Raw genomic sequence first — 24,700 nt, 5'->3', positions numbered from 1 at the left:
CGCGAGCTTAACGACTTTTCGCCCACCGGCTCGTCAGTCGCTGCGCCCGCCCACCGGCTCGCCCGCCGCCGCCTCCCCCGCGGCCCCCGCCACCGGCCCGTCCGACCCGTCCACCGGTTCGTCCGGCCCGTCCATCGGCCCGTCCGGCGCCGCCCCGGCCGTCCGGCGCGGCCACCGGGCCGCCAGCCGCCCCCGCACCGCCAGCAGGAAGGCGGTGGGCAGGAACACCGCGTCCGCCGAGACCATCGCCAGCGAGAAGAACGGCAGCCCGAGCAGCAGCGCGATCGCCAGGTGCTCGCACACCATCACCGCCAGCAGCGCGTTCTTCAGCCGCCGCGCGGCCAGCGAGAATGGGAAGCCGACCTGCATGATCACGGTGCCGTAGGTCAGCGCGAAGGTCACCAGCAGGCTGCCGCCGAGCAGCCCGGACAGCTCCGGCCAGGGCGTGAAGTAGCCCAGCTTCAGCGGGTAGAAGACGGCGGTGCCGTCCTGCCAGCGGGCGCCCTGGACCTTGTACCAGCCCGCCGTGGCGTACACCAGCACCACCTGGACGGCGATCACCAGCATCGCGCAGTTGTGCAGCATCGCGGCCAGCGCGTCGGCCACCGCCCGCGGCTCGCCCCACTCGGACGGGTCCTTGCCCGGTCGGCGGGCCCGGCGGCGGGCGTCCAGCGACCAGACCCGGCCGCACCGGGTGAACACCAGGTAGATCGCCATCAGGTGGACCAGGTTGTCGCCGCCGTCGCCGAGGAACACGTTCCGGTTCTGCAGCGACAGCACGGTCAGCGCGAACAGCACCGTGGACGCCCGGGTGCGCCAGCCCGCCGCCACCGCCGCCGCGGACAGCAGCGCCAGCAGGTACACCGCCTCGAACCACCAGCGGCCGTCGTTCCAGGACAGCGCGGTGAACGCGTGGGTGTCGGCCAGCAGCCGGTCGTTCAGCTCCGCCGACCAGGGCGAGCGGTCCCCGTACAGCACCCGCCGGTGGGGCCACTCGCGCAGCAGGTAGGCGCCCCAGGTGCCGGCGATGCCGATCCGCACCACGGCGGCCTGGTAGGGGGCGAGCGTGGTCAGCAGGCGCGGCAGCGCGGCCCGGACGGCGGAGGCGGCGGCCGTCACGACAGGCCCCGCCGGTCCTCGGCCTGGACCGGCCACCAGGGCAGCTCGCGGGCGTGCGGGGCGGTGTCGACCTGCTCCCGGCTCCAGGACGGCGGCGCGACCGAGGTGATGGTGGCCCGCAGCTGGACCTGGATCACCCGGTCCCCGCCGGAGCCGATCCGCTGCAGGGCGATCCGCTCCAGGTACTGCTCGGCCATCCGCCCGCGCGAGCCGGCCGGGGCCGGCGCGTCACCGTCGCCGTGGGTGGACTCGTAGAAGTCCCAGGCCCGGCGCAGCAGGTTCTGGTCCAGGTGGCTGGGCGCCGGGTCGTGCCGGATCGCCGCCCAGTCCCCGGCGGTCAGGCCGTGCCAGTCGCCGGTGGCCACCTGCCCGTCCGCGCCGATGGTCTGCACCCGGGCGTCCACCTCGACGTTGCGCTGCAGCGGGTCCGGCGCGAACAGCTTCCAGTTCTGCTCGAACTCCGGGTAGACCACCCAGTCGACCTGCGCGCGGTACGCCGTGGAGACCGAGTTCGCGGGCGCCACGTGCAGGAAGAGCGCGCCGAGGAACGCCAGGACGCAGACCGCCAGGCCCGCCCCGGCGACCACCAGCACCACCCGGGCGGGTGTGGACCAGACGCGCACGGCGGACATCCTGCCGCACCGCCCACGCGTTCGAACAGGGGCCGGGGCCCTTGCGCCCGCCCCGCCCCGCCCTACAGGACGAACGGCTCCTGGCCGCCGCCGCTCACCATCGGGCGGCCCGCGGCCTCCCAGGCGAACATCCCGCCGTCCACGTTGACCGCGTCCCGGCCGCCCGCGACCAGGTACTGCACCACCTGCGCGGACCGGCCGCCGACCCGGCACAGCACGTACAGCCGGCCGTCGGGCAGCTCGTCGAGGCGGGCCACCACCTGGCCGATCGGGATGTGCAGCGCGCCGTCCACGTGCCCGGCGTCCCACTCGTCCTGCTCGCGGACGTCGAGCAGGACGGCGTCGGCGGGGACCGAGGCGGCGTCGGCGGTGGGCAGCTGAGCGAACATCGAGGGGTTCTCCTGGGGTGCGTGGGACGGATCGCTCGGACCATTGTCGGGCAGCAGGGCGGCCAGTCTCGCCTGCCGCTCGCCCGCGGTGGCGAGCAGCTGCTCGGCGAGGTCCTCCAGCAGCCGCTCCGGCTCGTCGGGGCGCAGCAGCAGCAGCTCGCCCATCGGGGTGCGCTCCAGCCGCACCCGCTCCACCGCGAGCGCGGTGATCCGGCCGGTCAGCCACTCCAGGCGCTGGCGCAGCCAGGCCAGCCGGTCGGGGGAGTCGGCGGCGGGCGCCGAGTCCGGCGAGGAGGACCACTCCTCGGCCAGCCGCTCCAGGCCCTCGGTGTCGGCCAGCGCGTACGCCTCGTTGACCCGGGCGATGAACGCCGAGCGGCGCTCCTGCTCGGCCGGGTCGGTGGTCAGGTCGGGGTGGGCGCGGCGAGCCAGCTCGCGGTAGACCCGCTGGGCGTCCTTGTCGGGCCGCACCCGGCGGGCCTCCGGCTCGCCCTCGCGCGGCCCGCGCTCCTGCGGCGGCTCGACCCGCTCCCGGGCCTCCCGGGCCCGCCGCAGGTCCTCCGGGTCGCCGCTGAGCGCCGCCACCGACTCGGCGATCAGCGCGTCCAGCTCGTCCAGTTCGGCGTACAGCGGGCCGAGCAGCTGGTGGTGGGCCAGCGCGAAATTGTCGATCTCCACCCGCAGGGTGGCCACGTCGACGTCCAGGGTCAGCCAGGCCAACTCGGCCGCCGCGACCCGCTCCTCCAGGTCCTGCCGCTCCGGGTCCGCCCACACCTCGACGCTCGGTACGCTCACCCTGGCCACCCTACCGGGGGTCCGGCACACCGCCGATCGGGTGACGGCGGAGCACCCCGGGGGCGTACGGCGGGCGACACGCAACTGATACTGACGAATCTGCCCGATTAACTACCTCCCCCCGCCGTCTCCGTGCTTCATTGGAGGGCGCGCGCAAGGACGCGCGCAGCGGCCAGGAGGAGCAGCAAGCACAACAAAGGGGCAGACCGATACCCATGGTGGACCAGCCCGACTCCACACCCCCCGCCGGAGTGGTCGCCCTGCTCCGGGTCGCCGCCGTGCTGGTCGATCCGGACGGCCGGATCGCGCTGTGGAACCGCACCGCCGAGGAGCTGTTCGGCCACCGCGCCGAAGTCGCCCTCGGCCGCACGGCGCACGGCCTGCTGCCCGCCCTCGACCCCCGCCCGGACGGCACCGGCCCGGCCCACCGCGGCGACGCCCTCGACACCCTCGACGACCTGGTGCTGAACGGCCCCTGGGCCGGCCCGATGGCCGTCGAGGACCGCGAGGAGCGCCCGCGCGACGTGCTGTGGTGGGCCTACCCGCTGATCGAGCCGTCCGGCCGCTCGCTGCTCGCGCTGGCCGCCGACGCCCGCCCGCTGCGCACCGCCGGGCCGCGGATCGCCCTCGGCGAGCGCCTCGTCCCGTACGCCGCCGCGCCCGCCGCGGCCCGCCCGCAGCAGGTCGACGCCGCCTTCGCCCCGCCCGGCCCGGACGCCGCCGAGGCGCTCGCCGCGCTGCTCCCGGCCGGCTCCGAGGAGCGCCGCCGCCGACTGCTGGACGCCCTCGCCCAGGCCGGCCCGCCCGCCCTGCGGGTGGACGCCGCGACCCGGCTCCCGGTGGTGCCCTACCAGTCCTCCCCCGAAGGGACCGGCACCGCCCGGGTCGCCGCCGGCATCGGCCGCCGCTACCCCACCCCGCAGCAGCGCGCCGCCCGCCGGGCGGACGGGCCGCCGCCGGGTGCGGGTGCCCCCGGCCGCCCCGGGGTACGGATACCGCCCGCCGGGCCGGCCGCGCCGAGGCCCGGCAGCTCCGTCCCTGGACAGCGCGAAGCCGCCACCCACGGCCCGAACCCGGGAGGCCCCGTCATCGACCCCGCAGCCGCCGCCCCCGAACCGACCTCCGCCACCGCCCTGGCCGTCCCGCCCAGCCGGACGGCCGCCCCCGGCACCGGCACCGGCGTGGAGGTGGTCCGCGGGCTGCCCGACGACGGCGACCTCGCGCTGCTCGCCTCGGTCGGCAGCCAGGTCGGCACCACGCTCGACCTGGACACCACCGCCCGCGAGCTGTGCGAGGTGCTGGTCCCCCGGGTCGCCGACTTCGCCTGCGTCGACCTGCTCGACAGCCTGATCTCGGACGCCGAGCTGCCCGCCGGCGCCCCCGACGACGCGACGATGCTGCGCCGGGTCGCCCGCACCTTCAACCCGTCCTCGCAGCGCTGGAGCCACGTCCTGGACGAGGGCTCGCTGCTGGCCATGCCGCGCTCCACCCCGCCCGGCCTGGCCCTGCAGGAGAACCAGCCGGTGCTGGTGCCGCTGATCTCGGCGGACGTCGCGGTCGACTACGCGGCCTCGCTCGGCGGCCCCGAGCTGGAGCCCGCCGTGGTCGGCCGCTCGATGCTGGTGCTGCCGCTGTCCGCCCGCGGCGCGGTGCTGGGCATCCTCAAGCTGCTGCGGCTGTCCGACCGGGCACCGTTCACCCGCTCCGACGCCGACACCCTCAAGGAGATCGCCGCCCGGGCCGCGCTCTCGCTGGACAACGCCCGGCTGCACCGGGCCGAGTCCAAGGTCGCCACCACGCTGCAGCGCTCGATGATCCCGACCCGCCCGCCGCGGATCCCCGGCGTGCAGGTCGCCCACCGCTACATGCCCGGCGACCGCAAGGCCGAGGTCGGCGGCGACTGGTTCGACGCCATCCAGCTGCCCGGCAGCCGGGTCGCCCTGGTGGTCGGCGACGTGATGGGCCACGGCCTGCACTCGGCCGCCGCGATGGGCCGCTTCCGCACCGCCATGCAGACCCTGGCCGCCCTCGACCTGCCGCCCGGCCAGCTGCTGCGCCACCTGGACAACCTGGCCCACAAGCTCGGCGACGAGCACCTGGCGACCTGCCTGTACGCCGTCTACGACCCGATCAACCGCACCTGCGAACTCGCCTCGGCCGGCCACGTCCCGCCGGTCCTGGTCCACCCCGACGGCCGCGGCGAGCTGCTGGAGCTGCCCTCCGGCGCGCCGATCGGCGTGGGCGGGGTGCCGTTCCAGACCAAGAAGATCGACGTCTCGGACGGCTCGATGCTGGTGCTGTGCACCGACGGCCTGGTCGAGGTCCGCGGCGGCGACATAGGGGAGGGCCTGGCGGCGCTCTGCGGCAACCTGATCGACCCCAAGCAGACCCCGGACGAGGCCTGCGACACCGTGCTGAACACCCTGCACTCCGAGGACCGGCAGGACGACATCGCGCTGCTGGTGGCCCGCTTCGACGGCGTCCCGCCGACCGAGGTCGCCACCTGGCAGCTCGGCGTCACCGAGCTGGAGGTCGGCCGGGCCCGTCGGCTGGTGCGCGACCAGCTGGCCACCTGGCAGCTCGACGCGCTCGCCGAGACGGTCGAGCTGCTGGTGTCGGAGCTGGTCACCAACGCGGTCCGGGTGGCCCGGGCCGAGGTGCAGCTGCAGCTGATCCGGGTCGACAAGCTGCTGGTCGAGGTCAGCGACGACAACCACAACCTGCCCTCGCTGGAGGCCGCCGACGCCGACGCCGAGCACGGCCGCGGCCTGAACCTGGTCAGCAAGCTGGCCGAGAAGTGGGGCAGCTCCCGCAAGGCGGTCGGCAAGGTCGTCTACTTCGAGATGCCGCTGCCGCGCGGCTGACCACCGCGGGCCGCGGCCCCCGCCGGTCGCGGCCGCCGGGATCAGGGCCGCCGGGTCAGGGCGCGACCGCCGCCCTGGTCCCGCCGTTCGCGGCCACCGAGGCGGCCGCCCCGACCCCGGTCAGCACCCGCGGCCAGTAGTCGCCGAACACCTCGACCCAGACCGCGATCAGCACCGCCGCGCTGATCGCCACCAGGTGCTCCAGGCCGGCCAGGTTCGGCAGCAGCAGCGCCTCCACCGTCATCGCCAGCACCACCGTGCCGCCCGTCCACCAGGCCCGGCAGCGCAGCGCCACCACCACGGCCAGCGCCACCACAGCCGCCGAGGGCCCGGTGTCCCGCACGTGCGCCACCCAGCGCGGGAAGCCCAGCGCGTGGTGCGGCCCGAGCGCCACCCCGATCCGGGCGAACAGCGTGCCCGCCAGGGTGCAGACGTACGCCACCACCAGGGTCAGCCGCCGCCCCAGCACGATCTCGGCCACCCCGAACACCAGGAACACCTGCGCCAGCGCGCCCCACACCGGCAGGTCCAGGGCCGGCACGTACAGCGACAGCGGGGTGCGCAGCAGCGACACGTCCAGCGGCAGCGCCGCCTTCACCACCCCGATGTCGGACACCAGCCGGTCCCCGCCCGGCAGGTGCTGCACCACCGAGAACAGCAGCACCAGCGCGGTCGCCACGGTCGCCAGCGGCACGACGGCGAATTTCCGCCGCACCACCTGCTCCTTCACGGAAGCGAACAGCTCCCCCCACTCCGCGACCGCGGCCCGGCGGAATACCGCCCACCACTTCGGCCGCACGCCCCCCGCGTGGGTGATCCGATCCACGAGCCCGTTTCTCCCGTCCGTTTCCGTTCCGTCCAGCGCCACCGCTTCTTCCGCTCCCCGTATCCGACCCTACGCACCGGATTAACCGGAGGCATCAGCTTCGGAGACCATTTCCGCTCTCCTCCCGGAGGCTGACGTCCGGGCCCGCTCCGCCCCCCGGCGGAGGGACCGCCCCCCGTCCCGCGCCGTGCCCGGCCGGGAAGCCCTGCTCACCCGTGCCGGCGGCGGAACAGCGCCGGCATGCTCGGCACCGTGATGAAACCCTCCGCGCGGGCCGAGGCGATGCCGATCCGGGGAATCTCGCCGCTCTTCTCGAAGAGCAGGTAGCGCGGTTCCCAGATCGGGCGGTACTTCGCATTCGCCCGGTAGAGCGACTCGATCTGCCACCAGCGCGAGAAGAAACCCAGCACCGAACGCCACAGCCGCAGGACCGGCCCCGCGCCCAGCTTCGAGCCGCGCTCGAAAACCGACCGGAACATCGCGAAATTCAGCGAGACGCGTTCCAGCTCCACCTCGCCGGCCCGCTGCAGGAGCTCGATCACCATGAACTCCATCAGGCCGTTCTCGCTGTCCCGGTCGCGGCGCATCAGGTCCAGCGACAGGCCGCGCTCGCCCCACGGGACGAAGCTCAGCAGCGCCCGCAGCTCGCCGTCCCCGTCGAAGCACTCCAGCATCACGCAGCGCCCGTCGCCCGCGTCGCCGAGCCGGCCCAGCGCCATCGAGAAGCCGCGCTCGGTCGCGCCGTCCCGCCAGTGGTCCGCCTTGGCCACCAGCTCGGCCATCTCGCACTCGGGGATGTCCCCGTGCCGGCGGATGCGCACCGTGTACCCGGCCCGCTTGACCCGGTTGTAGGCCTGCCGGACCACCCGCATCGCCCGGCCGTCCAGCGAGAACTCGTCCAGCTCGACGATCGCCTCGTCGCCCAGCTCCAGCGCGTCCATCCCGTGCCGGGCGTAGATCACCCCGGCCTCCTCGGAGGCGCCCATCACGGCCGGCACCCAGGCGTGCTCGCGGGCCTCCGCCAGCCAGGCGTCGATCGCCCCCGGCCAGGCCTCCGGGTCGCCGATCGGGTCGCCCGAGGCCAGCGTGACGCCGCCGACCACCCGGTAGGCGATCGCCGCCTTCCCGGACGGGGAGAACACCACCGCCTTGTCCCGGCGCAGCGCGAAGTAGCCCAGCGAGTCCCGCTCGCCCTGCTTCTCCAGCAGCTCGCGCAGCCGCTGCTGGTCCTCGTCGGTCTGCAGCTCCTCGCCGCGCGGCGAGCGGAACGCCACGTACAGCACGAACAGGAACAGCACCGCGCTCATCGCGTTGATCGCCGCGTTCACCCAGGTCGGCACCGAGACCACGTCCTGGACCCGCTCCGACGGGTTCAGCGTGATCATCCGGTGCACCGCGTAGCTGAAGCGCATGCCGAAGCCGGCGCCGGAGACCTCGTTGGTCAGCTGCACCAGCAGCGAGCCGACCAGCCCGCCCACCAGCAGCCCGCCCACCGCGGCGGCCGCGGCGGTCTTCGGGTTGGAGCGGTCGCCCTTGGAGGTGAACTCCCGGCGGGAGACCAGCAGCGCGACCAGGAACAGCCCGGTCAGCACGATCGAGAAGTAGTTCCACGGGTGGTCCCGGTACCGGTCGCCCCAGGCCATCCAGGCCAGGTAGCCGAGGAAGGTCACCCCGGCCAGACCGGTGTTGAAGATCCACGCCGCCCGCTTGCGGCGGCGCATCGCCACCGCCAGGAACAGGGCCAGCAGCATCGAGGTCAGGCCCGCGGTCATCAGGTACGGGGTGAAGAACTCCCCCGTGTTGTGGCGCTCGACCTGGTCCCGGAACGGCACCGAGAGCACCGCCACCAGGTTCAGCAGGGCCATCAGCCGCAGGTACCAGACGGTCGACGCGGCGGCCCGCGGCCGCCACCGTGCCAGCGGACCTGGACCCTCGCCCCGGGACGGGGACACGGCCGAGGAAGCCGTCTTCACAGTGGACACAGCAACCATTCCAGACGATCGATCACCGGGGCGCATCCGCTCGCGGTTCCGCGCACTCGACCCCGATTTCCATGGTTGCCCAGCGGAGATGAGAATTGCGTGAATCCGGTAGCGGATTCCCACCCCCGCCGATCGGCGGGGGTCCGGAGCCGCGCCCGGAACCGAACCCGCCCCAGCAGGGAGAGACATGCCGCCGACCCGGGTCCTGATCGTGGACGACGAGGTGCTGGTCCGCTCCGGGCTCGGCCTGATCGTCGGCACCGCCCCCGACCTGGAGGTGGTCGGCGGCTGCTCCGGCGGCCGGGCCGAGCAGCTGGCCCGCGAGCTCGCCCCGCAGGTGGTCCTGCTCGACGTCCGGATGCCCGACCTGGACGGGATCAGCGTGCTGCGCCGGCTGCGCGCGCTGCCCGAGCCGCCCGCCGTCGCGATGCTCACCACCTTCGACACCGACGAGCACATCGGCACCGCGCTGCGGGCCGGCGCCGCCGGGTTCCTGCTCAAGGACACCGCCCCCGAGCAGCTGGTGCACGCCGTCCGGGTGCTCGCGGCCGGCGGCAGCGTACTCTCCCCCTCGGTGGCCCGCACCGTGATCAGCGGCTACGTCGAGGGCGGCGGCCCCGACACCGCCGCCGCCACCCTCACCGGCCGGCTCACCGGCCGCGAGCTGGACGTCCTGGCGCTGCTCGGCGAGGGCCTGTCCAACGCCGAGATAGCCGACCGGCTGTTCCTCGGCACCGGCACCGTCAAGGACCACATCAGCGCCATCCTGGCCAAGCTCGGCGCCGCCAACCGCGTCCAGGCCGCCGTCATCGCCCACCGCGCCGGGCTGGTCCGCGACCGGCAGGACGGGGAGTGACCCCCGAGGAGCCCGCCGCCCCGCGCCGCCGGGCCCCGGCCTGGCTGCGCTCCCCGCGCACCTCCCTGCTCGCCCCGGTGCTGCTGGCCGCGATGGACTCCGCCCTGGTCGCCAAGGGCTCCGCGCCCTGGCAGCTGGCCCTCTCCGCGCTCTCCGTGGTGGCCCTGCTGGGGCGCCGCCGCCACCCCCTGCCGGTGGCCCTGCTCACCCTGCCCGGGGCGTTCTTCAACGAGATCTGGCTGGCCCCGATCACCGCCGTCTACGCGGTCGCCGCCGCCTGGCCCCGCCCCCGCGTCCCGGTCCTGTGCGCCACCGCCTTCGCCCTGGTCGAGTTCTTCCACTGGCCGCTCGACCCCGGCCTGTTCGAACTCAGCCGGGACAACGCGCTGTACGCCATCCAGTCGGTGATGCTCGGCGCCGGACCGGCCGCCCTCGGCATGCTCGCCCGCACCCGCGGCGAACTCGCCGAGCGCGTCACCGAGCTGACCGCCGGCCGGCAGCGCGAGAGCCGGCTGCTCGCCGAGAAGGTGCTGGCCGCCGAACGGGCCCGGCTCGCCCGCGAGATGCACGACGTGGTCTCCCACCAGGTCAGCCTGATCTCCATCCAGGCCGGCGCGGTGCAGGTCTCCAGCACCGACCCGGCCGCCCGCGAGGGCGCCCGCACCATCCGCGAGCTCTCCGTGCGCACCCTCGACGAGCTGCGCCAGATGGTCGGCGTGCTGCGCGCCGCCGGCGTCCCCGGCACCCCGCTCGCCCCGCAGCCCACCCTGGCCGACCTGCCCCGGCTGATCGACGGCAGCGGCCTGGCCGTCACCAGCCGGCTCGACCCCGGCCGCCGGCCCTGGCCCGAGGCGGTCGAACGGGCCGCCTACCGCACCGTCCAGGAGGGCCTGACCAACATCAGCAAGCACGCCCCCGGCGCCCCCGTCACCGTCCGGGTCACCGCCCGCGGCGGCAGGCTGCACGTGGAGGTCCGCAACGGCCCGCCGCCCGCGCGCACCCCGGGCACCGACGGGGACGGCACCCCGCTGCCCGGCGGCGGCCACGGCCTGATCGGTCTGCGCGAGCGGGCCGCCCTGCTCGGCGGCACCTTCACCGCCGCCCCCGCGCCCGACGGCGGCTTCGTCCTGCACGCGGTGCTCCCCGCGCACTGAGCCGGCCGCCCGCCCCGGGGCCGGACCACCCGCGCCGGACCACCCCGTCGGCCGATCCGGCCCCGGAGAACGAGCCCGGAGAACGAGAAAGCCCCGCAGATCCGTAGATCTGCGGGGCTTCGCTGTGCGCGAGGGGGGAGTTGAACCCCCACGCCCTTTCGGGCACTGGAACCTGAATCCAGCGCGTCTGCCTATTCCGCCACCCGCGCATGGGTGTTTGTCTTCAGTTGCTTACCGCTTCTTCCGACCTGTCGAGAAGCTTACCGCATCTCTCGGGGTCTTCCGTTCGGCTCCCTTGCGGGCGCCCCTTCCGACATGGAAAACATTAGCACGCCCCTGGCCGTACCTGCGAATCCATTCCGATCCGACCCCCCGCACGCCCCCCGGCGGTCCGCAACCGGAGGCGGGGCGAACGAGTGAGCGGGCCGTTCGGCGGGTACCCCTCCGGGCGCGACCTAGGCGGGGAACCGTACGGAAGGGCCGGGCGTGGATACGATCAGTACGGAAGTACCGCTTTCCAGCCGACGAACCGGCCCGTCCGACGCCCTGAGAGGGGGTGCCCCGTGGGAGTCCTGAAGAAGTTCGAGCAGCGACTCGAAGGTCTCGTCAACGGCACCTTCGCGAAGGTGTTCAAGTCCGAGGTCCAACCGGTGGAGATCGCCGGCGCCCTGCAGCGCGAGTGCGACAACAACGCCACCATCTGGAACCGGGACCGCACGGTCGTCCCGAACGACTTCATCGTCGAGCTCAGCCCGCACGACCACGAGCGGCTCAGCCCCTACTCCACCCAGCTCGGCAACGAGCTGGCCGGGATGGTCCGCGAGTACGCGGAGGCACAGCGGTACAGCTTCATGGGCCCGCTGCAGGTCGCGCTGGAGAAGGCCGACGACCTGGACACCGGCCTCTACCGGGTGCGCAGCCGCACGCTGACCGCCGAGGAGCCCCAGCGGGCCCCGGCCGCCCAGCCGCCCGCCGCCCAGCCCGGGTACGGGCGCCCGCCGACCCCGCCCGCGCCCGGCGCGCCCTGGCACCAGGGGCGGCCGCCCGTACGGCGCCCGGCGCCGCCCGCCGCCCGCCCGCGATGCCGGCCGCGCCCCCGGCGTCCGCCGCCGGGGCCAACGTGCGGCCCTTCCCCGGCGCGGGCCACGGCGGCGCCGGCACCCGGCGCTGGATCGAGGTGAACGGCGCCCGGCACCAGATCAGCCAGAACGCGGTGGTGCTGGGCCGCTCCACCGAGGCGGACATCCGGATCGACGACCCCGGAGTGTCCCGCAAGCACGCGGAGATCCGTCCCGGTACGCCCGCGATGGTCCTGGACCTGGGCTCCACCAACGGCATCGTGGTGGACGGGCAGCACACCCAGCGCGCTACGCTCCGCGACGGCTCCCGGATCGTCCTGGGGTCGACCACCATCGTCTACCGACAGGTCGAAGGGTAGAAGCGGGCCGGTATGTCTGATCTGACCCTGACGGTCATGCGGCTGGGCTTCCTCGCCGTCCTCTGGCTGTTCGTCATCGTCGCGGTGCAGGTGATCCGCAGCGACCTGTTCACCACCAAGGCCGCGGCGCGCACCGCCCAACGGGCCACCGCCCCCGCCCCCGCCGGGGCGGGCCGTCCGCCGCAGGGCCAGGGCGCCCCCGCGGCGGGCGCCCAGCAGGCCCAGGCCCGGCAGCGCCGCGGCCAGCCCACCCACCTGGTGGTGACCCAGGGCTCGCTGGCCGGAACGACCGTCGCGCTCCAGGGCCAGACCATCACGCTGGGCCGGGCGCACGACTCCACGATCGTGCTGGACGACGACTACGCGTCCTCGCGTCACGCCAGGATCTACCCCGATCAGACTGGGCAGTGGACGGTGGAGGATCTAGGCTCCACCAACGGCACCTATCTCGACCGGCAGCGGCTCACCACGCCGATGCCGCTCCAGATCGGCGTGCCGATCCGAATCGGCAGGACCGTCATCGAGCTGCGGAAGTAGTCAGCGCATGAGGACCAGCTCCACCCGAAGGAGGGCCCGGACAGCATGAGTCTCGTGCTGCGCTTCGCCGCCGGCTCGCACAAGGGCCTGATCCGCGAGGGGAACGAGGACTCCGGCTACGCCGGGCCCCGATTGCTCGCGGTGGCCGACGGCATGGGCGGGGCGGCGGCCGGCGAGGTCGCCTCCTCCGAGGTCCTCGGCTCGATCGTCCGGCTCGACGAGCCGCACCCCGGCGCCGACCTGCTGAGCCTGCTCAACGAGGCGGTGCAGACCGCCAACGACCGGCTGCGGCAGATGGTCGAGCAGGACCCGCAGCTGGAGGGCATGGGCTGCACGCTGACCGCGCTGCTCTGGGACGGCCAGCGGCTGGGCCAGGTGCACATCGGCGACTCCCGGGCCTACCTGCTGCGCGACGGCCGGCTCGACCAGATCACCCAGGACCACACCTGGGTGCAGCGGCTGGTCGACGAGGGCCGGATCACCGCCGAGGAGGCCGAGACCCACCCGCAGCGCTCGCTGCTGATGCGCGCCCTGGACGGCCGCGGCCAGGTCGAGCCCGACCTGTCGATCCGCGAGGTCCGGGCCGGCGACCGGTACCTGATCTGCTCCGACGGCCTGTCCGGCCCGGTCAGCCACCAGACCCTGGAGGAGACGCTCGGCAGCTTCTACGCGCCCGAGCAGACCGTCCAGGAGCTGATCCAGCTGGCGCTGCGCGGCGGCGGCCCGGACAACATCACCTGCATCGTCGCCGACGTGATCGACGTCGGCGCCACCGACCCGCTCAGCGGCCAGGCCGCCGAGGCGCCGGTGGTGGTCGGCGCGGTCGCCGAGAGCCAGCCGCACCACTTCAACGACCCGCAGCTGCTGGACACCCCGGCCGGCCGGGCCGCCGGCCTCGGCCGCGGCCCGCAGCCGGGCCCGCAGGGCGCCTTCGGGCCCGCCCAGGGCTACGGGGGCGGCTACGAGCAGCAGCCCGGCTACGGCGCCCCCGCGGGCGACTTCGGCCCCCCCGAGGGCTACGGCGCCCCGGCCGACGAGGCGGGCTACGGCGAGGCCGGCTACGGCGCGCCCGACGAGGAGTTCGACCAGGCCGAGCCGGTCGACCGCCGGAAGAAGAAGCGCGGCCTGAAGCTCACCCTGATCGGGGTGCTGGTGCTCGCGCTGCTCGGCGCCGGCGGCTTCTTCGCCTGGCAGTGGAACCAGGACCAGTACTACGTCGGGGCCGAGGACGGCCACGTCGCGGTCTACCGGGGCCTGGACCAGAGCCTGGTCGGCATCGAGCTCAGCTCGGTCTACCAGCAGTTCTCCGACGTCGAACTCAAGTACCTGCCCGCCTACCAGCGGGACCAGGTGACCAAGAAGATCCAGGCCGGCGGCCTGGACGACGCCCGCAAGCAGGTGGACACCCTGCGCGCGCAGGCCGCCGTCTGCAAGAAGGTCGCCGACTCCAAGAACGCCCCGGCCGCCGGGGAGGGCACCGAGCCGTCCGCACCGCCGCTGACCGAACAGGAGCAGCAGCTCGCCGCGTCCTGCCCGGCCCCGTAGGGCCGCGGTCGAACCCGGGGGGTTTCACACAGGCATGAGCACCTTCGACGTGAGCGGCGGCCGCACGCCCGCCACCGGGCGGCGCCGCGCCGCCGACCGACCCGCCCGGGACACCGTGCCGAACCGGCGCAACACCGAGCTGCTGATGCTGGCCTTCGCCCTGGCCATCCCGATCCTCGGGTACGCCAACGTCGGCCTGGCGATGGACGGCACGCTGCCCGCCAACATCCTGGCGTACGGCCTGGGCCTGGCCGTGCTGGCCGGCGCCGCGCACCTGGCGGTGCGCCGCTTCGCCCCGTACGCCGACCCGCTGCTGCTGCCGCTGGCGACGCTGCTGAACGGGCTCGGCCTGGTGATGCTCTGGCGGCTCGACAAGGCCGGCAAGCTGCTGCGCAACAACTTCCCGGCCACCACCAACCAGCTGATGTGGTCGGGCCTGGGCATCGCGCTGTTCATCGGCGTGATGTGGCTGCTCAAGGACCACCGCATCCTGCAGCGCTACACCTACATCTCGATGGTGGTGGCGCTGGTGCTGCTGGCCGCGCCGGCCTTCTTCCCGTCCCGGGACGAGGACTTCGGCGCGAAGATCTGGATCCGCTTCGGGTCCTTCTCGATCCAGCCCGGCGAGTTCGCCAAGATCATCCTGACCGTCTTCTTCGCCGGCTTCCTGATGGTCAAGAAGGACGCCCTGGCGCTGGCCAGCCGCAAGTTCATGGGCCTGTACCTGCCGCGCGGGCGCGACCTCGGCCCGATCGTGGTGGTCTGGCTGCTGTCGATCCTGATCCTGGTGTTCGAGACCGACCTCGGCTCGTCCTTCCTGTTCTTCGGCCTGTTCGTGGTGATGCTGTACGTGGCCACCGAGCGGACCAGCTGGATCGTCTTCGGTCTGCTGATGTCCTTCGGCGGCGCCGCGGTGGTCGCCACCAGCGAGCCGCACGTGAAGACCCGGATCAACGCCTGGCTGGACCCGATGGCCGCGTTCGGGCCGCACCCGCCCGCGCGGTCCTCGGAGCAGATCGGCCAGACCCTGATGTCGCTGGGCTCCGGCGGCACCGTCGGCACCGGCCTCGGGCAGGGCCGCAGCTGGCTGATCCAGTTCGCCGCGAAGAGCGACTTCATCCTCGGCTCGTTCGGCGAGGAGCTGGGCCTGACCGGCCTGATGGCGATCTTCCTGGTCTACGGCCTGGTGGTGCAGCGCGGCCTGCGCACCGCCCTGGCGGCCCGCGACCCGTTCGGCAAGCTGCTCGCGGTCGGCCTCAGCTCGGCGTTCGCGCTGCAGGTGTTCGTGGTCGCCGGCGGCGTCACCGGCCTGATCCCGCTGACCGGCATGACGATGCCGTTCCTCGCCCAGGGCGGTTCCTCGGTGGTCGCCAACTGGGCGCTGATCGCCGTCCTGATGAAGGTCAGCGACACCGCCCGCCGCCCGGCCGCCGAGCCGGCCGCCGAACCCGCCCCGGCCATCCCGGAGCCCGCCGGACCCGACCGCTTCGGGCCGCCCGGGTACGGCGCGCCGGGCCAGAGCAGGGGAGCGTCCTCGTGAACAAGCCGATCCGCCGGGTGTCGATCTTCTGCCTGGTCCTGATCCTGGCCCTGATGCTCCGGGTGAACTGGGTGCAGGGCGTGCAGGCCGCGTCCTGGGCGAACAACCAGCACAACGAGCGGGTGAAGTACGACCGGTACGCCTACCCGCGCGGCAACATCATCGTCGGCGGCCAGCCGGTCACCAAGTCCGACTTCGTCAACGGCCTGCGCTACAAGTACAAGCGCTCCTGGGTGGACGGGCCGATGTACGCCCCGGTCACCGGCTACTCCTCGCAGATCTTCGACGCCAGCCAGCTGGAGAAGCTGGAGGACGGCGTGCTGTCCGGCACCGACTCCCGGCTGTTCTTCCACAACACCCTGGACATGCTGACCGGCAAGCCCAAGCAGGGCGGCGACGTCGTCACCACCATCGACCCCAAGGTGCAGAAGGCCGGCTTCGAGGGCCTGGGCAACCGGAAGGGCGCCGCGGTGGCCATCGACCCGCGCACCGGGGCGATCCTGGGGCTGGTCTCCACCCCGTCCTACGACCCGGGCACCTTCGCCGGCGGCAGCGACGCCGACTCCGCGGCCTGGACGGCGCTGCAGAACGACCCGAACCAGCCGATGCTGAACCGGGCGCTGCGCCAGACCTACCCGCCCGGCTCGACGTTCAAGCTGGTCACCGCCGCCACCGCGTTCGAGAGCGGCAAGTTCAAGAACCCGGGGGACACCACCGAGACCCCGGAGACGTACATCCTGCCCGGCACCAGCACCCCGCTGGTCAACGACAGCCCCGACGAGCCCTGCACGAACGCCACCCTGGCGTCGGCGATGGCACTGTCCTGCAACACGGTGTTCGGCAAGATCGGCGCCGAGCTGGGCGGGGACGCGCTGCGCGCGCAGGCCGAGAAGTTCGGCTTCAACAACGACAAGGTGGACGTCCCGATCCGGGCCGCCGCCAGCTACTACCCGAGCGGCTCCTCCCCCGACGGCACCGCGATGGACGCCATCGGCCAGCACGACACCCGGGCCACCCCGCTGGAGATGGCCATGGTGGCGGCCGCGATCGCCAACAACGGCTCGCTGATGCAGCCGTACCTGGTCTCCCAGGAGGGCTCGGCCGGCAACGCCATCTCCACCCACTCCGAGCACCAGCTGAGCCAGGCCGTCTCGCCCGCCACCGCGCAGAAGCTGCAGCAGCTGATGGAGGGCGTGGTGAAGGACGGCACCGGCAAGCGCGCGGCCATCCCCGGCGTGACGGTCGGCGGCAAGACCGGCACCGCGCAGCACGGCCAGGACAACGCGGGCAAGCCGTTCGCCTGGTTCGTCTCCTACGCCAAGGACTCCTCCGGCAAGCAGGTCGCGGTCGCGGTGGTGGTCGAGGACGGCGCCGCGCAGAGCTCCGAGATCTCCGGCGGCTCGCTGGCCGCTCCGATCGCCAAGTCGATGATGCAGGCGGCCCTCGGCAAGTAGCTCCGGTCGCATGCGTCACATTCCGGCCGCCGGTCCTCGATCGGCGGCCGGAATTGTCACAATGGGACCGTCCCGGTCGATACCGGTCTGGTCTCAGCTGGCGGCCTGCTCGGGTCGGCTCAGGTTCGCCCGGTAGCGTATCCGCCAGCAGCGGGTGTACCCGCAGCCGGAAAGTCGCCCCGGCCGTGAAACCGCGGTGGCGGCCGACGCGTCCGAAGAGAGCGTGCGGGGACACCTACGTCACATCCTCACCTGCCGGTGGGGGAGAGGGTCGGAGATATGGAAGAGCCTCGTCGCCTAGGCGGCAGGTACGAGCTCGGCGGCGTCCTGGGGCGCGGTGGCATGGCCGAGGTGTACCTCGGCCACGACACCAGGCTCGGGCGCACCGTGGCCGTGAAGACCCTCCGCACCGACATGGCCCGCGACCCCTCCTTCCAGGCCAGGTTCCGCCGCGAGGCGCAGTCCGCGGCCTCGCTCAACCACCCGGCCATCGTCGCGGTCTACGACACCGGCGAGGACTACATCGACGGGATTTCCATCCCGTACATCGTGATGGAGTACGTCGAGGGCTCCACCCTGCGCGAGCTGCTGCACACCGGGCGCCGGCTGCTGCCCGAGCGGGCGCTGGAGATGACCATCGGCATCCTGCAGGCGCTGGAGTACTCGCACCGCGCCGGCATCGTGCACCGCGACATCAAGCCCGCCAACGTGATGCTGACCCGGCAGGGCAACGTCAAGGTGATGGACTTCGGCATCGCCCGCGCGATGGGTGACGCCGGCATGACGATGACCCAGACCTCCGCGGTCATCGGCACCGCCCAGTACCTCTCCCCCGAGCAGGCCAAGGGCGAGACCGTCGACGCCCGCTCCGACCTGTACTCCACCGGCTGCCTGCTGTACGAACTGCTCACCGTCCGGCCGCCGTTCGTCGGCGACTCGCCCGTCGCGGTGGCCTACCAGCACGTCCGCGAGGAAGCCGCGCCGCCGTCCTCGTACGACCCCGAGGTGCGGCCCGAGATCGACGCGATCGTGCTCAAGGCGCTCGCCAAGGAGCGCGACTACCGCTACCAGTCCGCCGACGAGATGCGCGACGACATCGAGCGCTTCCTCGACGGCCTGCCGGTCAACGCCGCCCAGCAGGCGGCCTACGGCATGGGCGCGGCCGGCTACGGCTACGACCAGGGCGGCAACCAGTACGACCCGTACGGCCAGACCAACGTGCTGCCCCAGCAGGGCGGCGGCCCGACCACCATGCTGCCGCCGGTCGGCAACCAGCAGCAGCCCGCCCCGTACGGCGGCTACCAGGACAACGGCTACGGCGGCGGCGGGGACGGCTACGAGGGCCGCAGCAGCCGGCGGCGCGACGAGCAGCCGAAGAAGAGCAACACCTCCTGGATCGTGCTCGCCGTCGCGGCGGTGCTGGTCCTGGTCGGCGCCTTCTTCGTGGTGCAGTCCATCGTGAAGACCGGCGGCAGCAACGCCGGGAAGAGCACCGTCCCGAACCTGGTCGGGTTGACCCTGGCCGAGGCGGAGAGCGCCGCCAAGGCGCAGAGCGCCAACCTCAAGGTGACCGCCGGCGACCCGGCGGCCAGCTGCGCCGACACCAAGATCCAGAAGGACCAGGTCTGCACCCAGAGCCCGGCCGCGGCCGGGCAGATGGCCTCCGACGGCACCATCACCGTGCACCTGACCGCCGCCCCGGCCCAGGTCGACGTGCCGGACGTCACCGGCCAGGCCAAGGACGCCGCGACCAAGGCGCTCAAGGACAAGGGCTTCGACGTCAAGGTCACCTACGCCAACGACGACAAGGTCGACCAGGACAAGGTCGTCTCGCAGGACGTCAAGGACAAGGCCGCGCCGGGCGCCACCGTCACCCTGACGGTCTCCTCCGGCCAGCAGAAGACCGCGGTGCCGAACGTGACCGGCAAGGCCCTGGACGAGGCCACCAGGATCCTCGACGAGGCCGGCTTCAACGTCGTGACGGCGCCCAAGACCGTCACCGACCCCACCCAGGCCGGCCAGATCCTCGACCAGACCCCGAAGGGCGCCCAGCAGGCCAAGCAGGGCTCCACGGTCACCCTCACGGTCGGCAAGCAGGCCGACAAGGTCTCCACGCCCATCACCGAGAACCGGACCTACAAGCAGGTCATCGCCGATCTCCAGAAGAACCACCTGCAGTCGGTGGTCGTGAACGGCGGCCCGCAGGACGAGAACGCCATCGTGATCAAGAGCGACCCGCCGGCCAACACCCTGGTCGACCAGGGCACCACGATCCAGCTCTGGACCAGGCCCGGCGACAAGCCCGCCACCCCCTGAGCGCCGCACCGCCCGCGAGGGGCCGCACCGTTCTCCCCGAACGGTGCGGCCCCTCGGCCGTTCCGCGCGCCCCGGCGGCCCGTCAGCGCAGCTCCGACGGCGGGGTGCGCCGCGCGTCCACCGGGTCGACCCGGACCAGCTCGGCCCAGACCGCCATCCGGTACCGGGAGGTGTACACCGGCGTGCAGGTGGTCAGCGTCAGGTAGCGGCCCGGGCCGGTGAACGGCGAGCCCTCGGGGACGGGCGCCACCACGCCCACGTCGTACTTGGAGGTCTGCGGCAGCGTCCCGGCGACCTTGTAGACGTACCAGGCGTCCTTGGTCTCCACCACCACCGGGTCGCCCACCGCCAGCCGGTCCAGGTCGTGGAACTTCGCGCCGTGCCCGTCCCGGTGCGCCGCCAGCGCGAAGTTGCCCTCCGCGTCCCACGGCATCGCCGAGCGGTACGGCTCCTCGTACACGCCCGCCACGCCCTCGTTGAGCACCTCCGCGGTGGTGCCCATCCGGATCAGCGTCTGGTCGCCGGGCCCGAAGGCCGGCACGTGCAGGAAGCCCACCCCGTCCCCCGCCGCGTACTGCGGCACCGGCGCCGTGCCGGAGCCCTCCGGGGGCGCCGCCGGGGCGGTCCAGGTCTGCCGCAGCCGGTCCCCCATCCGCCCGGCGGACCGGTCGGCCACCACGTCCGTCCACCACAGCGAGTACCCGACGAACAGCGCCAGCACCAGCCCCAGGGTGATCAGCACCTCCCCCAGCAGCCCCAGGACCGCTGCCGGCCGCCCCCGCCGCCGCCCGCCCCGAATGGCTGTGCCCATGGTGCCGCGCCTCGCTGCTCAGTGTCGCCCGGTCAGCGCCTCCGGCTGGCCCTGGCTCCTCGGCCGTTCCTCGACCATCTTGCCAAACACGATCAGTCTTCCCCGGGCACTGAACTCCGGCGTGCATGTCGTCATCGTCAGGTAGCGGCCCGCGGCGGTGAACGGCGAGCCCTTGGGCACCTTCTGCAGCACCGTCACGTTGCTCGGCGGGGTCTCCGGGATGCCGCCCGCCACCTCGTACGTGTAGTACGCCGTCGCGGTCTCCACCACGATCCTGTCGCCCGGCACCAGCTGCCCGATCTTCCGGAACGGCTGCCCGTGCGTGGTGCGGTGCGCGGCGACCGCGAAGTTGCCCTCCGGGTCGGACGGCATCGCGGTGCCCGTGTAGTGGCCGACCAGGCCGTGGTCGAGCACCTTCTGCTTGTCGGTGCCCTCGGCGATCGGGTAGTCCAGGCCCAGCTTCGGGATGTGGATGATGGCGAAGCCCTGCCCGGGCTGGAACGCGGTCTGCGGCGCCGGGGTGCTCCCGCCGCCGGACGGCACGGGCTGCTGCGCCCACTGCTGCTCCAGCTTGTCGCTGGCGGCGCCGGCGTCCCGGTCGGCCAGCACGTTGGTCCACCACAGCTGGTACGAGACGAACAGCAGCATCACCGCGCCGAGGGTGATGAACACCTCCCCCAGCAGCCGGGCCAGCACCACCCGCCTGCGCTCCTTGGGACGCGGCGGGCGCGGCCCGGCGGCCCGGCCGGCGGCCCGGCGGCGGCCGGTGCCCGCCCGCGGCGGCCGGCGGCGCGGCGGCGCTCCGCCCGGCCGCCGTCCGGCGGCGCGGGTGTGTCCCCGCCCCCGCCCCCGGCCGCGGCGGTGCCGGGCAGCCGCAGTTTCAGGGTCTGCTCGACCGGGGGCTCGTAGACGCCCCAGTCCTCGGACTCCCCCAGCCCCTCGGGCGCGCCCCCCTCCGGACGCACGGCGGTCACCGGCGTCACCCCCGGCCGATGACCGGGGCCAGTCCGGCCGAGCGGCCCACCGCCTCCGGGAATCCGCACTCGGCGAGCCAGTTGGCGAGCATCCGGTGGCCGCCCTCGGTGAGCACCGACTCCGGGTGGAACTGGACGCCCTCGATGAGGAGTTCGCGGTGCCGCAGGCCCATGATCACGCCGCTGTCGGTGAGCGAGGTCACCACCAGCTCGGCGGGCACGGTGGCCGGGTCGACCGCCAGCGAGTGGTAGCGGGTGGCGGTCAGCGGCGAGGGCAGGCCGGCGAAGACGCCGCCGTCCTCGTGCAGCACCGGCGAGGTCTTGCCGTGCAGCAGCTCGGGCGCCCGCCCGACCACCGCGCCGTGCGCCACCGCGATCGACTGCAGGCCCAGGCAGACCCCGAACAGCGGCAGTCCGGTCCGGGCGCAGTGGTGCACCATCTCCACGCACACCCCGGCCTCCTCGGGCGTGCCGGGCCCGGGGGAGAGCAGCACCCCGTCGTAGCCCTCCTCCCCCGCGCGCGGCCGGACGTCGGCCACCGCCAGCTCGTCGTTGCGGACGACCTCGCAGACCGCGCCCAGCTGGTACAGGTACTGGACGATGTTGAAGACGAAGCTGTCGTAGTTGTCGACCACGAGGATCCGGGGCGCTCTGCCGGCGGAGGTCATCGCTACTCCTGGGGTGGGGGTGCGTCCGAGGACGGAGGGGGCTCGAAGCGGCGTCGGACTCAGCCGCCGGTGCCCTGGTCCACCGTCACGTTCCCGAAGGGGAGCAGCGGCTCGGCCCACGGGAAGACGTACTGGAACAGGACGTAGACCACCCCGAGGACGAGCAGCAGCGCGATCAGCGCGCGGACCGGCGCGGGGCCCGGGAGATGCCGCCAGATCCAGCCGTACATGGTGCTCCTCGGTGATTCGGGTCTGCACAAGCGTAGACGCCCGGCCGACCCGCCCAGGGGGGTATCCGCGCATCGGGCACGCGCGCGGCGGCGCGGGGGTACCGTCAGGGGGCCGTGGCGGCCCGCAGGTCGGCGGAGCCGGTGTACCCGGGCAGGGTGAGGTCGCCGTTCTCCTGGACCTTCCAGCCCAGCCCGTACGCGGTCACGTAGCCCAGGTAGTTGCGGATGGTCGGGTCGGCGTCCACCGCGGAGCGCAGGGCGTCGGTCCGGCCGACCGCGCGGATCACGTACGGCGGCGAGTAGACCCGGCCCTGCAACAGCAGGGTGTTGCCGACGCAGCGCACCGCGCTGGTGGAGATCAGCCGCTGGTCCATCACCTGGATGCCCTCCGCGCCGCCCCGCCACAGCGCGTTCACCACGGCCTGGATGTCCTGCTGGTGGATCACCAGGTCGTTGACGTCGGGCTCGGGGACGTTCGGGATCCGCGCGGTGGCGTCCGGCGGGGCGTCGTCCAGGGTCACGGTCAGCCCGGGCCCGCGCAGCGCGTCCAGCCCGGCGGCCTGCTGCAGTTCGGCCAGCCTGGCCGCGTCGTCCGGGCTCTGCCCCTGCCGGGTGGCCAGCCGGTCGGCCCGCTCCCGGTCGGCGGAGACCTGCTCGGACAGCAGCTGGTTCTGGGTGGAGCGCTGCTGTATGACGTCGCTGAGCTTGAGCAGCGAGTTGTCGGTGCGCAGGTCGGTGCCGTGCGCGGTCCGTCCGCTGACGTAGAACAGCAGGCCGGCGAGCGCGAAGACGGTGCAGGTCAGGGCACGTCCGACAATTCGCCCACGCCGGGGGCGCGGAGCCGGGGACGGGGAAGAAATCGTGGAATCAGGCACCGTACCCTTATCTCCTTATGACCCGGCGAGCCACTACGCTAACGGACGCCGGTGGCATGTGCGGAGGACCGACCGTACGGACCGGCCCGCCATTCGCCGCCCGCCCACGCTGACCCACCCGCGCGGTCACAGCGCATCGACAGGAGAACCCCTCGTGCCGAAGTCTCGACTCCGCAAGAAGGCCGACTACACGCCGCCCCCGAGCACCGCGACGGCCGTGAAGATCAGTTCCGGCCGGAGCTGGGTGGCACCACTGATGCTGGTGTTCTTCCTGGTCGGCCTGGTCTGGATCGTCACCTACTACGTGACCAGCGGCGACTGGCCGGTCGGCAGCTGGAACAACTGGAACATCCTGGTCGGCTTCGGCTTCATCGCGGCGGGCTTCGGCGTCTCCACCCAGTGGAAGTGACGCCGGGCCGACCCGCCCGGCAGGCTCCGGCCTGACCCGCCCCCGCCCTGCCCCGTTCCGCCCCGCACCGCTCCGGCCACCGCGCCGGGGCGGTGCCTGCGCTGCCCACACCGGGGCCGTGACGGAACGTCCGAACGTTTATCCACAGGGTTGTCCACACTGGGGAAAACTCCGCCCGACCTGTGGATAACTCGCAACGTGGCAGCATAACGCGCGTAGAGCCGGGAAATCCAATCGACCGGCCGCACACGCTTTGCCGTCCACCGGCTGTGGACAACCTCAGCCGGGCAACCGGGCCGTCCCGACCAGCAGCATCACCAGCGTCAGCGCCAGCCCCCCGGCCACCGCCAGCCCCTGCACCAGGTTCCGGCGCTCGCGCGGGGCGTAGAACATGCCGGCGCCGACCGCCGCGCCCGCCACCAGGCCGCCGAGGTGCGCGCGCCAGTCGATCCCGGACAGCGAGAAGCTCAGCACCAGGTTGACCACCAGCAGCGCGATCACCGGCTGCATCGGCGTCCTGCTCACCTTGAACAGCACCGCGGTGGCGCCCAGCAGGCCGAAGATCGCGCCCGAGGCGCCGACCGAGTTCAGCCAGCGGTCCGGCGGGGCCAGCAGGTAGGCGAACGCGTTGCCCGCCAGCCCCGACACCAGGTACAGGGCCAGGAAGCGCAGGCGGCCGAGCACCCGTTCCAACTGCGGCCCGAGCACCCAGAGCGAGAACATGTTCATCGCGACGTGCAGCACCCCGGCGTGCACGAACATCGCGCTCACCAGCCGGTACCACTCCCCCGGCCCCTCCGCCACGCCCAGCCGCAGCCCCGGCAGCGGGGCGATGCTGCGCAGGGCCAGGTCGCCGAAGAGCGCGGGCGCCAGGTACTCGGTGAGCAGGAACACCGCCAGGTTGATCCCGATCAGCGCCTTGGTGACCAGCGCCCCGTCGCCGAGCGCCAGCAGCGCCCCGGCCGAGGTCCGGGGCCGCTGCCGGTCCCGCTCCTGCCGGGCCTCGGCGCCGTGCACGCAGTCCGGGCACTGGAAACCCACCGAGGCGGGCACCATGCACTCCGGGCAGACCGGCCGGCCGCACCTCGCGCAGCTCACCCCGGTCTCCCGCTCGGGGTGGCGGTGGCACCCGGGCAGCCCGCCGCCCGTCCCCTGGCCGTCCGCCGGCGTCGGTCGCACGGGCTCCTCCGGATGCATCGCCGCTGTTCCTCCTCAACGAGACGGTCCCGGCGCCGCCACCGTCGCGAACGGGGCACCGCCGGGACCGCCCAGGCTACTGCGCGCCG

Annotated in this window: 22 protein-coding genes and 1 tRNA gene; 11 read left to right on the top strand and 12 right to left on the bottom strand. The window is 73.5% G+C overall.

The window, feature by feature from the left end; genetic code table 11:
- Positions 1 to 33 precede the first annotated feature (33 nt).
- The 3 genes from HUT16_RS18550 to HUT16_RS37425 all read right to left on the bottom strand — a co-directional run bounded on the left by HUT16_RS18550 (position 34) and on the right by HUT16_RS37425 (position 2,935).
- Positions 34 to 1,119, bottom strand: coding sequence for an HTTM domain-containing protein (locus tag HUT16_RS18550; protein ID WP_254897864.1), 1,086 nt, complete (start codon positions 1,117 to 1,119; stop codon positions 34 to 36).
- Entirely contained in the window at positions 1,116 to 1,742 is a 627-nt protein-coding gene (locus HUT16_RS18545; RefSeq protein WP_176189258.1) for a DUF5819 family protein, read from the bottom strand. The genes HUT16_RS18550 and HUT16_RS18545 overlap by 4 nt, the downstream gene beginning before the upstream one ends.
- Before the next feature lie 71 nt (positions 1,743 to 1,813).
- A complete protein-coding gene (locus tag HUT16_RS37425) occupies positions 1,814 to 2,935 on the bottom strand; it encodes a rhodanese-like domain-containing protein (protein ID WP_217712082.1) in 1,122 nt (373 codons plus the stop codon).
- A 215-nt stretch (positions 2,936 to 3,150) separates the two neighbouring features.
- Between HUT16_RS37425 and HUT16_RS18535 the strand changes: the two genes are divergently transcribed.
- Positions 3,151 to 5,799 carry a SpoIIE family protein phosphatase gene (locus tag HUT16_RS18535; protein WP_176189257.1) on the top strand — a complete coding sequence of 883 codons (2,649 nt, stop codon included), beginning with the start codon at positions 3,151 to 3,153 and terminating at the stop codon, positions 5,797 to 5,799.
- Between the two features lie 55 nt (positions 5,800 to 5,854).
- Here the strand turns inward: HUT16_RS18535 and HUT16_RS18530 are convergent, their stop codons facing one another.
- Both HUT16_RS18530 and HUT16_RS18525 read right to left on the bottom strand, forming a co-directional pair.
- Positions 5,855 to 6,514, bottom strand: a complete 660-nt coding sequence (locus tag HUT16_RS18530) for a hypothetical protein (RefSeq protein WP_254897863.1) — start codon at positions 6,512 to 6,514, stop codon at positions 5,855 to 5,857.
- Between the two features lie 320 nt (positions 6,515 to 6,834).
- Entirely contained in the window at positions 6,835 to 8,616 is a 1,782-nt protein-coding gene (locus tag HUT16_RS18525) for a phosphatidylglycerol lysyltransferase domain-containing protein (RefSeq protein WP_368662693.1), read from the bottom strand.
- 178 nt (positions 8,617 to 8,794) lie between these two features.
- Between HUT16_RS18525 and HUT16_RS18520 the strand changes: the two genes are divergently transcribed.
- Positions 8,795 to 9,463 carry a response regulator transcription factor gene (locus HUT16_RS18520; protein WP_176189256.1) on the top strand — a complete coding sequence of 223 codons (669 nt, stop codon included), beginning with the start codon at positions 8,795 to 8,797 and terminating at the stop codon, positions 9,461 to 9,463.
- Positions 9,460 to 10,617 carry a sensor histidine kinase gene (locus HUT16_RS18515; RefSeq protein WP_254897861.1) on the top strand — a complete coding sequence of 386 codons (1,158 nt, stop codon included), beginning with the start codon at positions 9,460 to 9,462 and terminating at the stop codon, positions 10,615 to 10,617. The genes HUT16_RS18520 and HUT16_RS18515 overlap by 4 nt, the downstream gene beginning before the upstream one ends.
- A 125-nt stretch (positions 10,618 to 10,742) precedes the next feature.
- Here HUT16_RS18515 and HUT16_RS18510 read toward each other — a convergent pair.
- Positions 10,743 to 10,826 (bottom strand) — tRNA-Leu (locus HUT16_RS18510).
- A gap of 354 nt (positions 10,827 to 11,180) precedes the next feature.
- Between HUT16_RS18510 and HUT16_RS18505 the strand changes: the two genes are divergently transcribed.
- The 7 genes from HUT16_RS18505 (at position 11,181) to pknB (ending at position 19,447) form a co-directional block, all read left to right on the top strand.
- Complete coding sequence (locus HUT16_RS18505; RefSeq protein WP_368662692.1) at positions 11,181 to 11,798, top strand: DUF3662 domain-containing protein; 618 nt, start codon at positions 11,181 to 11,183, stop codon at positions 11,796 to 11,798.
- Positions 11,795 to 12,055 (top strand): FHA domain-containing protein, encoded by a 261-nt coding sequence (locus HUT16_RS39775; protein ID WP_368662691.1) that lies wholly within the window; start codon positions 11,795 to 11,797, stop codon positions 12,053 to 12,055. The genes HUT16_RS18505 and HUT16_RS39775 overlap by 4 nt, the downstream gene beginning before the upstream one ends.
- 12 nt (positions 12,056 to 12,067) lie before the next feature.
- A complete protein-coding gene (locus HUT16_RS18500; RefSeq protein ID WP_176189255.1) occupies positions 12,068 to 12,592 on the top strand; it encodes an FHA domain-containing protein in 525 nt (174 codons plus the stop codon).
- Positions 12,593 to 12,637: 45 nt separating this feature from the next.
- Entirely contained in the window at positions 12,638 to 14,137 is a 1,500-nt protein-coding gene (locus tag HUT16_RS18495; protein ID WP_176189254.1) for a protein phosphatase 2C domain-containing protein, read from the top strand.
- A 34-nt stretch (positions 14,138 to 14,171) separates the two neighbouring features.
- Positions 14,172 to 15,677: an FtsW/RodA/SpoVE family cell cycle protein gene (locus HUT16_RS18490; RefSeq protein ID WP_254897860.1), complete on the top strand. Its 1,506-nt coding sequence runs from the start codon at positions 14,172 to 14,174 to the stop codon at positions 15,675 to 15,677.
- Positions 15,674 to 17,131, top strand: a complete 1,458-nt coding sequence (locus tag HUT16_RS18485) for a penicillin-binding protein 2 (protein ID WP_176189253.1) — start codon at positions 15,674 to 15,676, stop codon at positions 17,129 to 17,131. The genes HUT16_RS18490 and HUT16_RS18485 overlap by 4 nt, the downstream gene beginning before the upstream one ends.
- 279 nt (positions 17,132 to 17,410) lie before the next feature.
- Entirely contained in the window at positions 17,411 to 19,447 is a 2,037-nt protein-coding gene (gene pknB / locus HUT16_RS18480) for a Stk1 family PASTA domain-containing Ser/Thr kinase (protein ID WP_176189252.1), read from the top strand.
- A gap of 82 nt (positions 19,448 to 19,529) precedes the next feature.
- Here pknB and HUT16_RS18475 read toward each other — a convergent pair whose 3' ends face one another.
- The 5 genes from HUT16_RS18475 to HUT16_RS18455 form a co-directional block, all read right to left on the bottom strand.
- Complete coding sequence (locus HUT16_RS18475) at positions 19,530 to 20,258, bottom strand: class E sortase (RefSeq protein ID WP_176189251.1); 729 nt, start codon at positions 20,256 to 20,258, stop codon at positions 19,530 to 19,532.
- Between the two features lie 18 nt (positions 20,259 to 20,276).
- The gene (locus HUT16_RS18470) at positions 20,277 to 20,957 is read right to left on the bottom strand and encodes a class E sortase (protein WP_368662690.1); all 681 of its coding nucleotides are present in this window, start codon (positions 20,955 to 20,957) and stop codon (positions 20,277 to 20,279) included.
- A gap of 280 nt (positions 20,958 to 21,237) precedes the next feature.
- Entirely contained in the window at positions 21,238 to 21,900 is a 663-nt protein-coding gene (locus HUT16_RS18465; RefSeq protein WP_176189250.1) for an aminodeoxychorismate/anthranilate synthase component II, read from the bottom strand.
- Positions 21,901 to 21,959: 59 nt separating this feature from the next.
- Positions 21,960 to 22,130: a hypothetical protein gene (locus tag HUT16_RS18460; protein ID WP_033214160.1), complete on the bottom strand. Its 171-nt coding sequence runs from the start codon at positions 22,128 to 22,130 to the stop codon at positions 21,960 to 21,962.
- Between the two features lie 104 nt (positions 22,131 to 22,234).
- Positions 22,235 to 23,005 (bottom strand): DUF881 domain-containing protein, encoded by a 771-nt coding sequence (locus HUT16_RS18455; RefSeq protein WP_176189249.1) that lies wholly within the window; start codon positions 23,003 to 23,005, stop codon positions 22,235 to 22,237.
- A 154-nt stretch (positions 23,006 to 23,159) separates the two neighbouring features.
- Between HUT16_RS18455 and crgA the strand changes: the two genes are divergently transcribed.
- On the top strand, positions 23,160 to 23,414 hold the full coding sequence (crgA, locus tag HUT16_RS18450; RefSeq protein WP_176189248.1) for a cell division protein CrgA: 255 nt from the start codon (positions 23,160 to 23,162) through the stop codon (positions 23,412 to 23,414).
- A 279-nt stretch (positions 23,415 to 23,693) separates the two neighbouring features.
- Here the strand turns inward: crgA and HUT16_RS18445 are convergent, their stop codons facing one another.
- Complete coding sequence (locus tag HUT16_RS18445) at positions 23,694 to 24,593, bottom strand: rhomboid family intramembrane serine protease (RefSeq protein ID WP_254897859.1); 900 nt, start codon at positions 24,591 to 24,593, stop codon at positions 23,694 to 23,696.
- Positions 24,594 to 24,700 lie beyond the last annotated feature (107 nt).

This window comes from Kitasatospora sp. NA04385 (assembly GCF_013364235.1).
Lineage (GTDB): Bacteria > Actinomycetota > Actinomycetes > Streptomycetales > Streptomycetaceae > Kitasatospora.
Note: the sequence above shows the minus strand (reverse complement) of the source record. Positions and strands in the feature narration are given on the sequence as shown.

Bases quoted from the DNA above. Each gene is read 5' to 3' on its own strand.
- HUT16_RS18525 (WP_368662693.1), bottom strand. From the start codon at position 8,616: ATGGTTGCTGTGTCCACTGTGAAGACGGCTTCCTCGGCCGTGTCCCCG.
- HUT16_RS18520 (WP_176189256.1), top strand. From the start codon at position 8,795: ATGCCGCCGACCCGGGTCCTGATCGTGGACGACGAGGTGCTGGTCCGC.
- HUT16_RS18500 (WP_176189255.1), top strand. From the start codon at position 12,068: ATGTCTGATCTGACCCTGACGGTCATGCGGCTGGGCTTCCTCGCCGTC.
- HUT16_RS18490 (WP_254897860.1), top strand. From the start codon at position 14,172: ATGAGCACCTTCGACGTGAGCGGCGGCCGCACGCCCGCCACCGGGCGG.
- HUT16_RS18475 (WP_176189251.1), bottom strand. From the start codon at position 20,258: ATGGGCACAGCCATTCGGGGCGGGCGGCGGCGGGGGCGGCCGGCAGCG.
- HUT16_RS18460 (WP_033214160.1), bottom strand. From the start codon at position 22,130: ATGTACGGCTGGATCTGGCGGCATCTCCCGGGCCCCGCGCCGGTCCGC.
- HUT16_RS18495 (WP_176189254.1), top strand. From the start codon at position 12,638: ATGAGTCTCGTGCTGCGCTTCGCCGCCGGCTCGCACAAGGGCCTGATC.
- HUT16_RS18535 (WP_176189257.1), top strand. From the start codon at position 3,151: ATGGTGGACCAGCCCGACTCCACACCCCCCGCCGGAGTGGTCGCCCTG.
- pknB (WP_176189252.1), top strand. From the start codon at position 17,411: ATGGAAGAGCCTCGTCGCCTAGGCGGCAGGTACGAGCTCGGCGGCGTC.
- HUT16_RS18465 (WP_176189250.1), bottom strand. From the start codon at position 21,900: ATGACCTCCGCCGGCAGAGCGCCCCGGATCCTCGTGGTCGACAACTAC.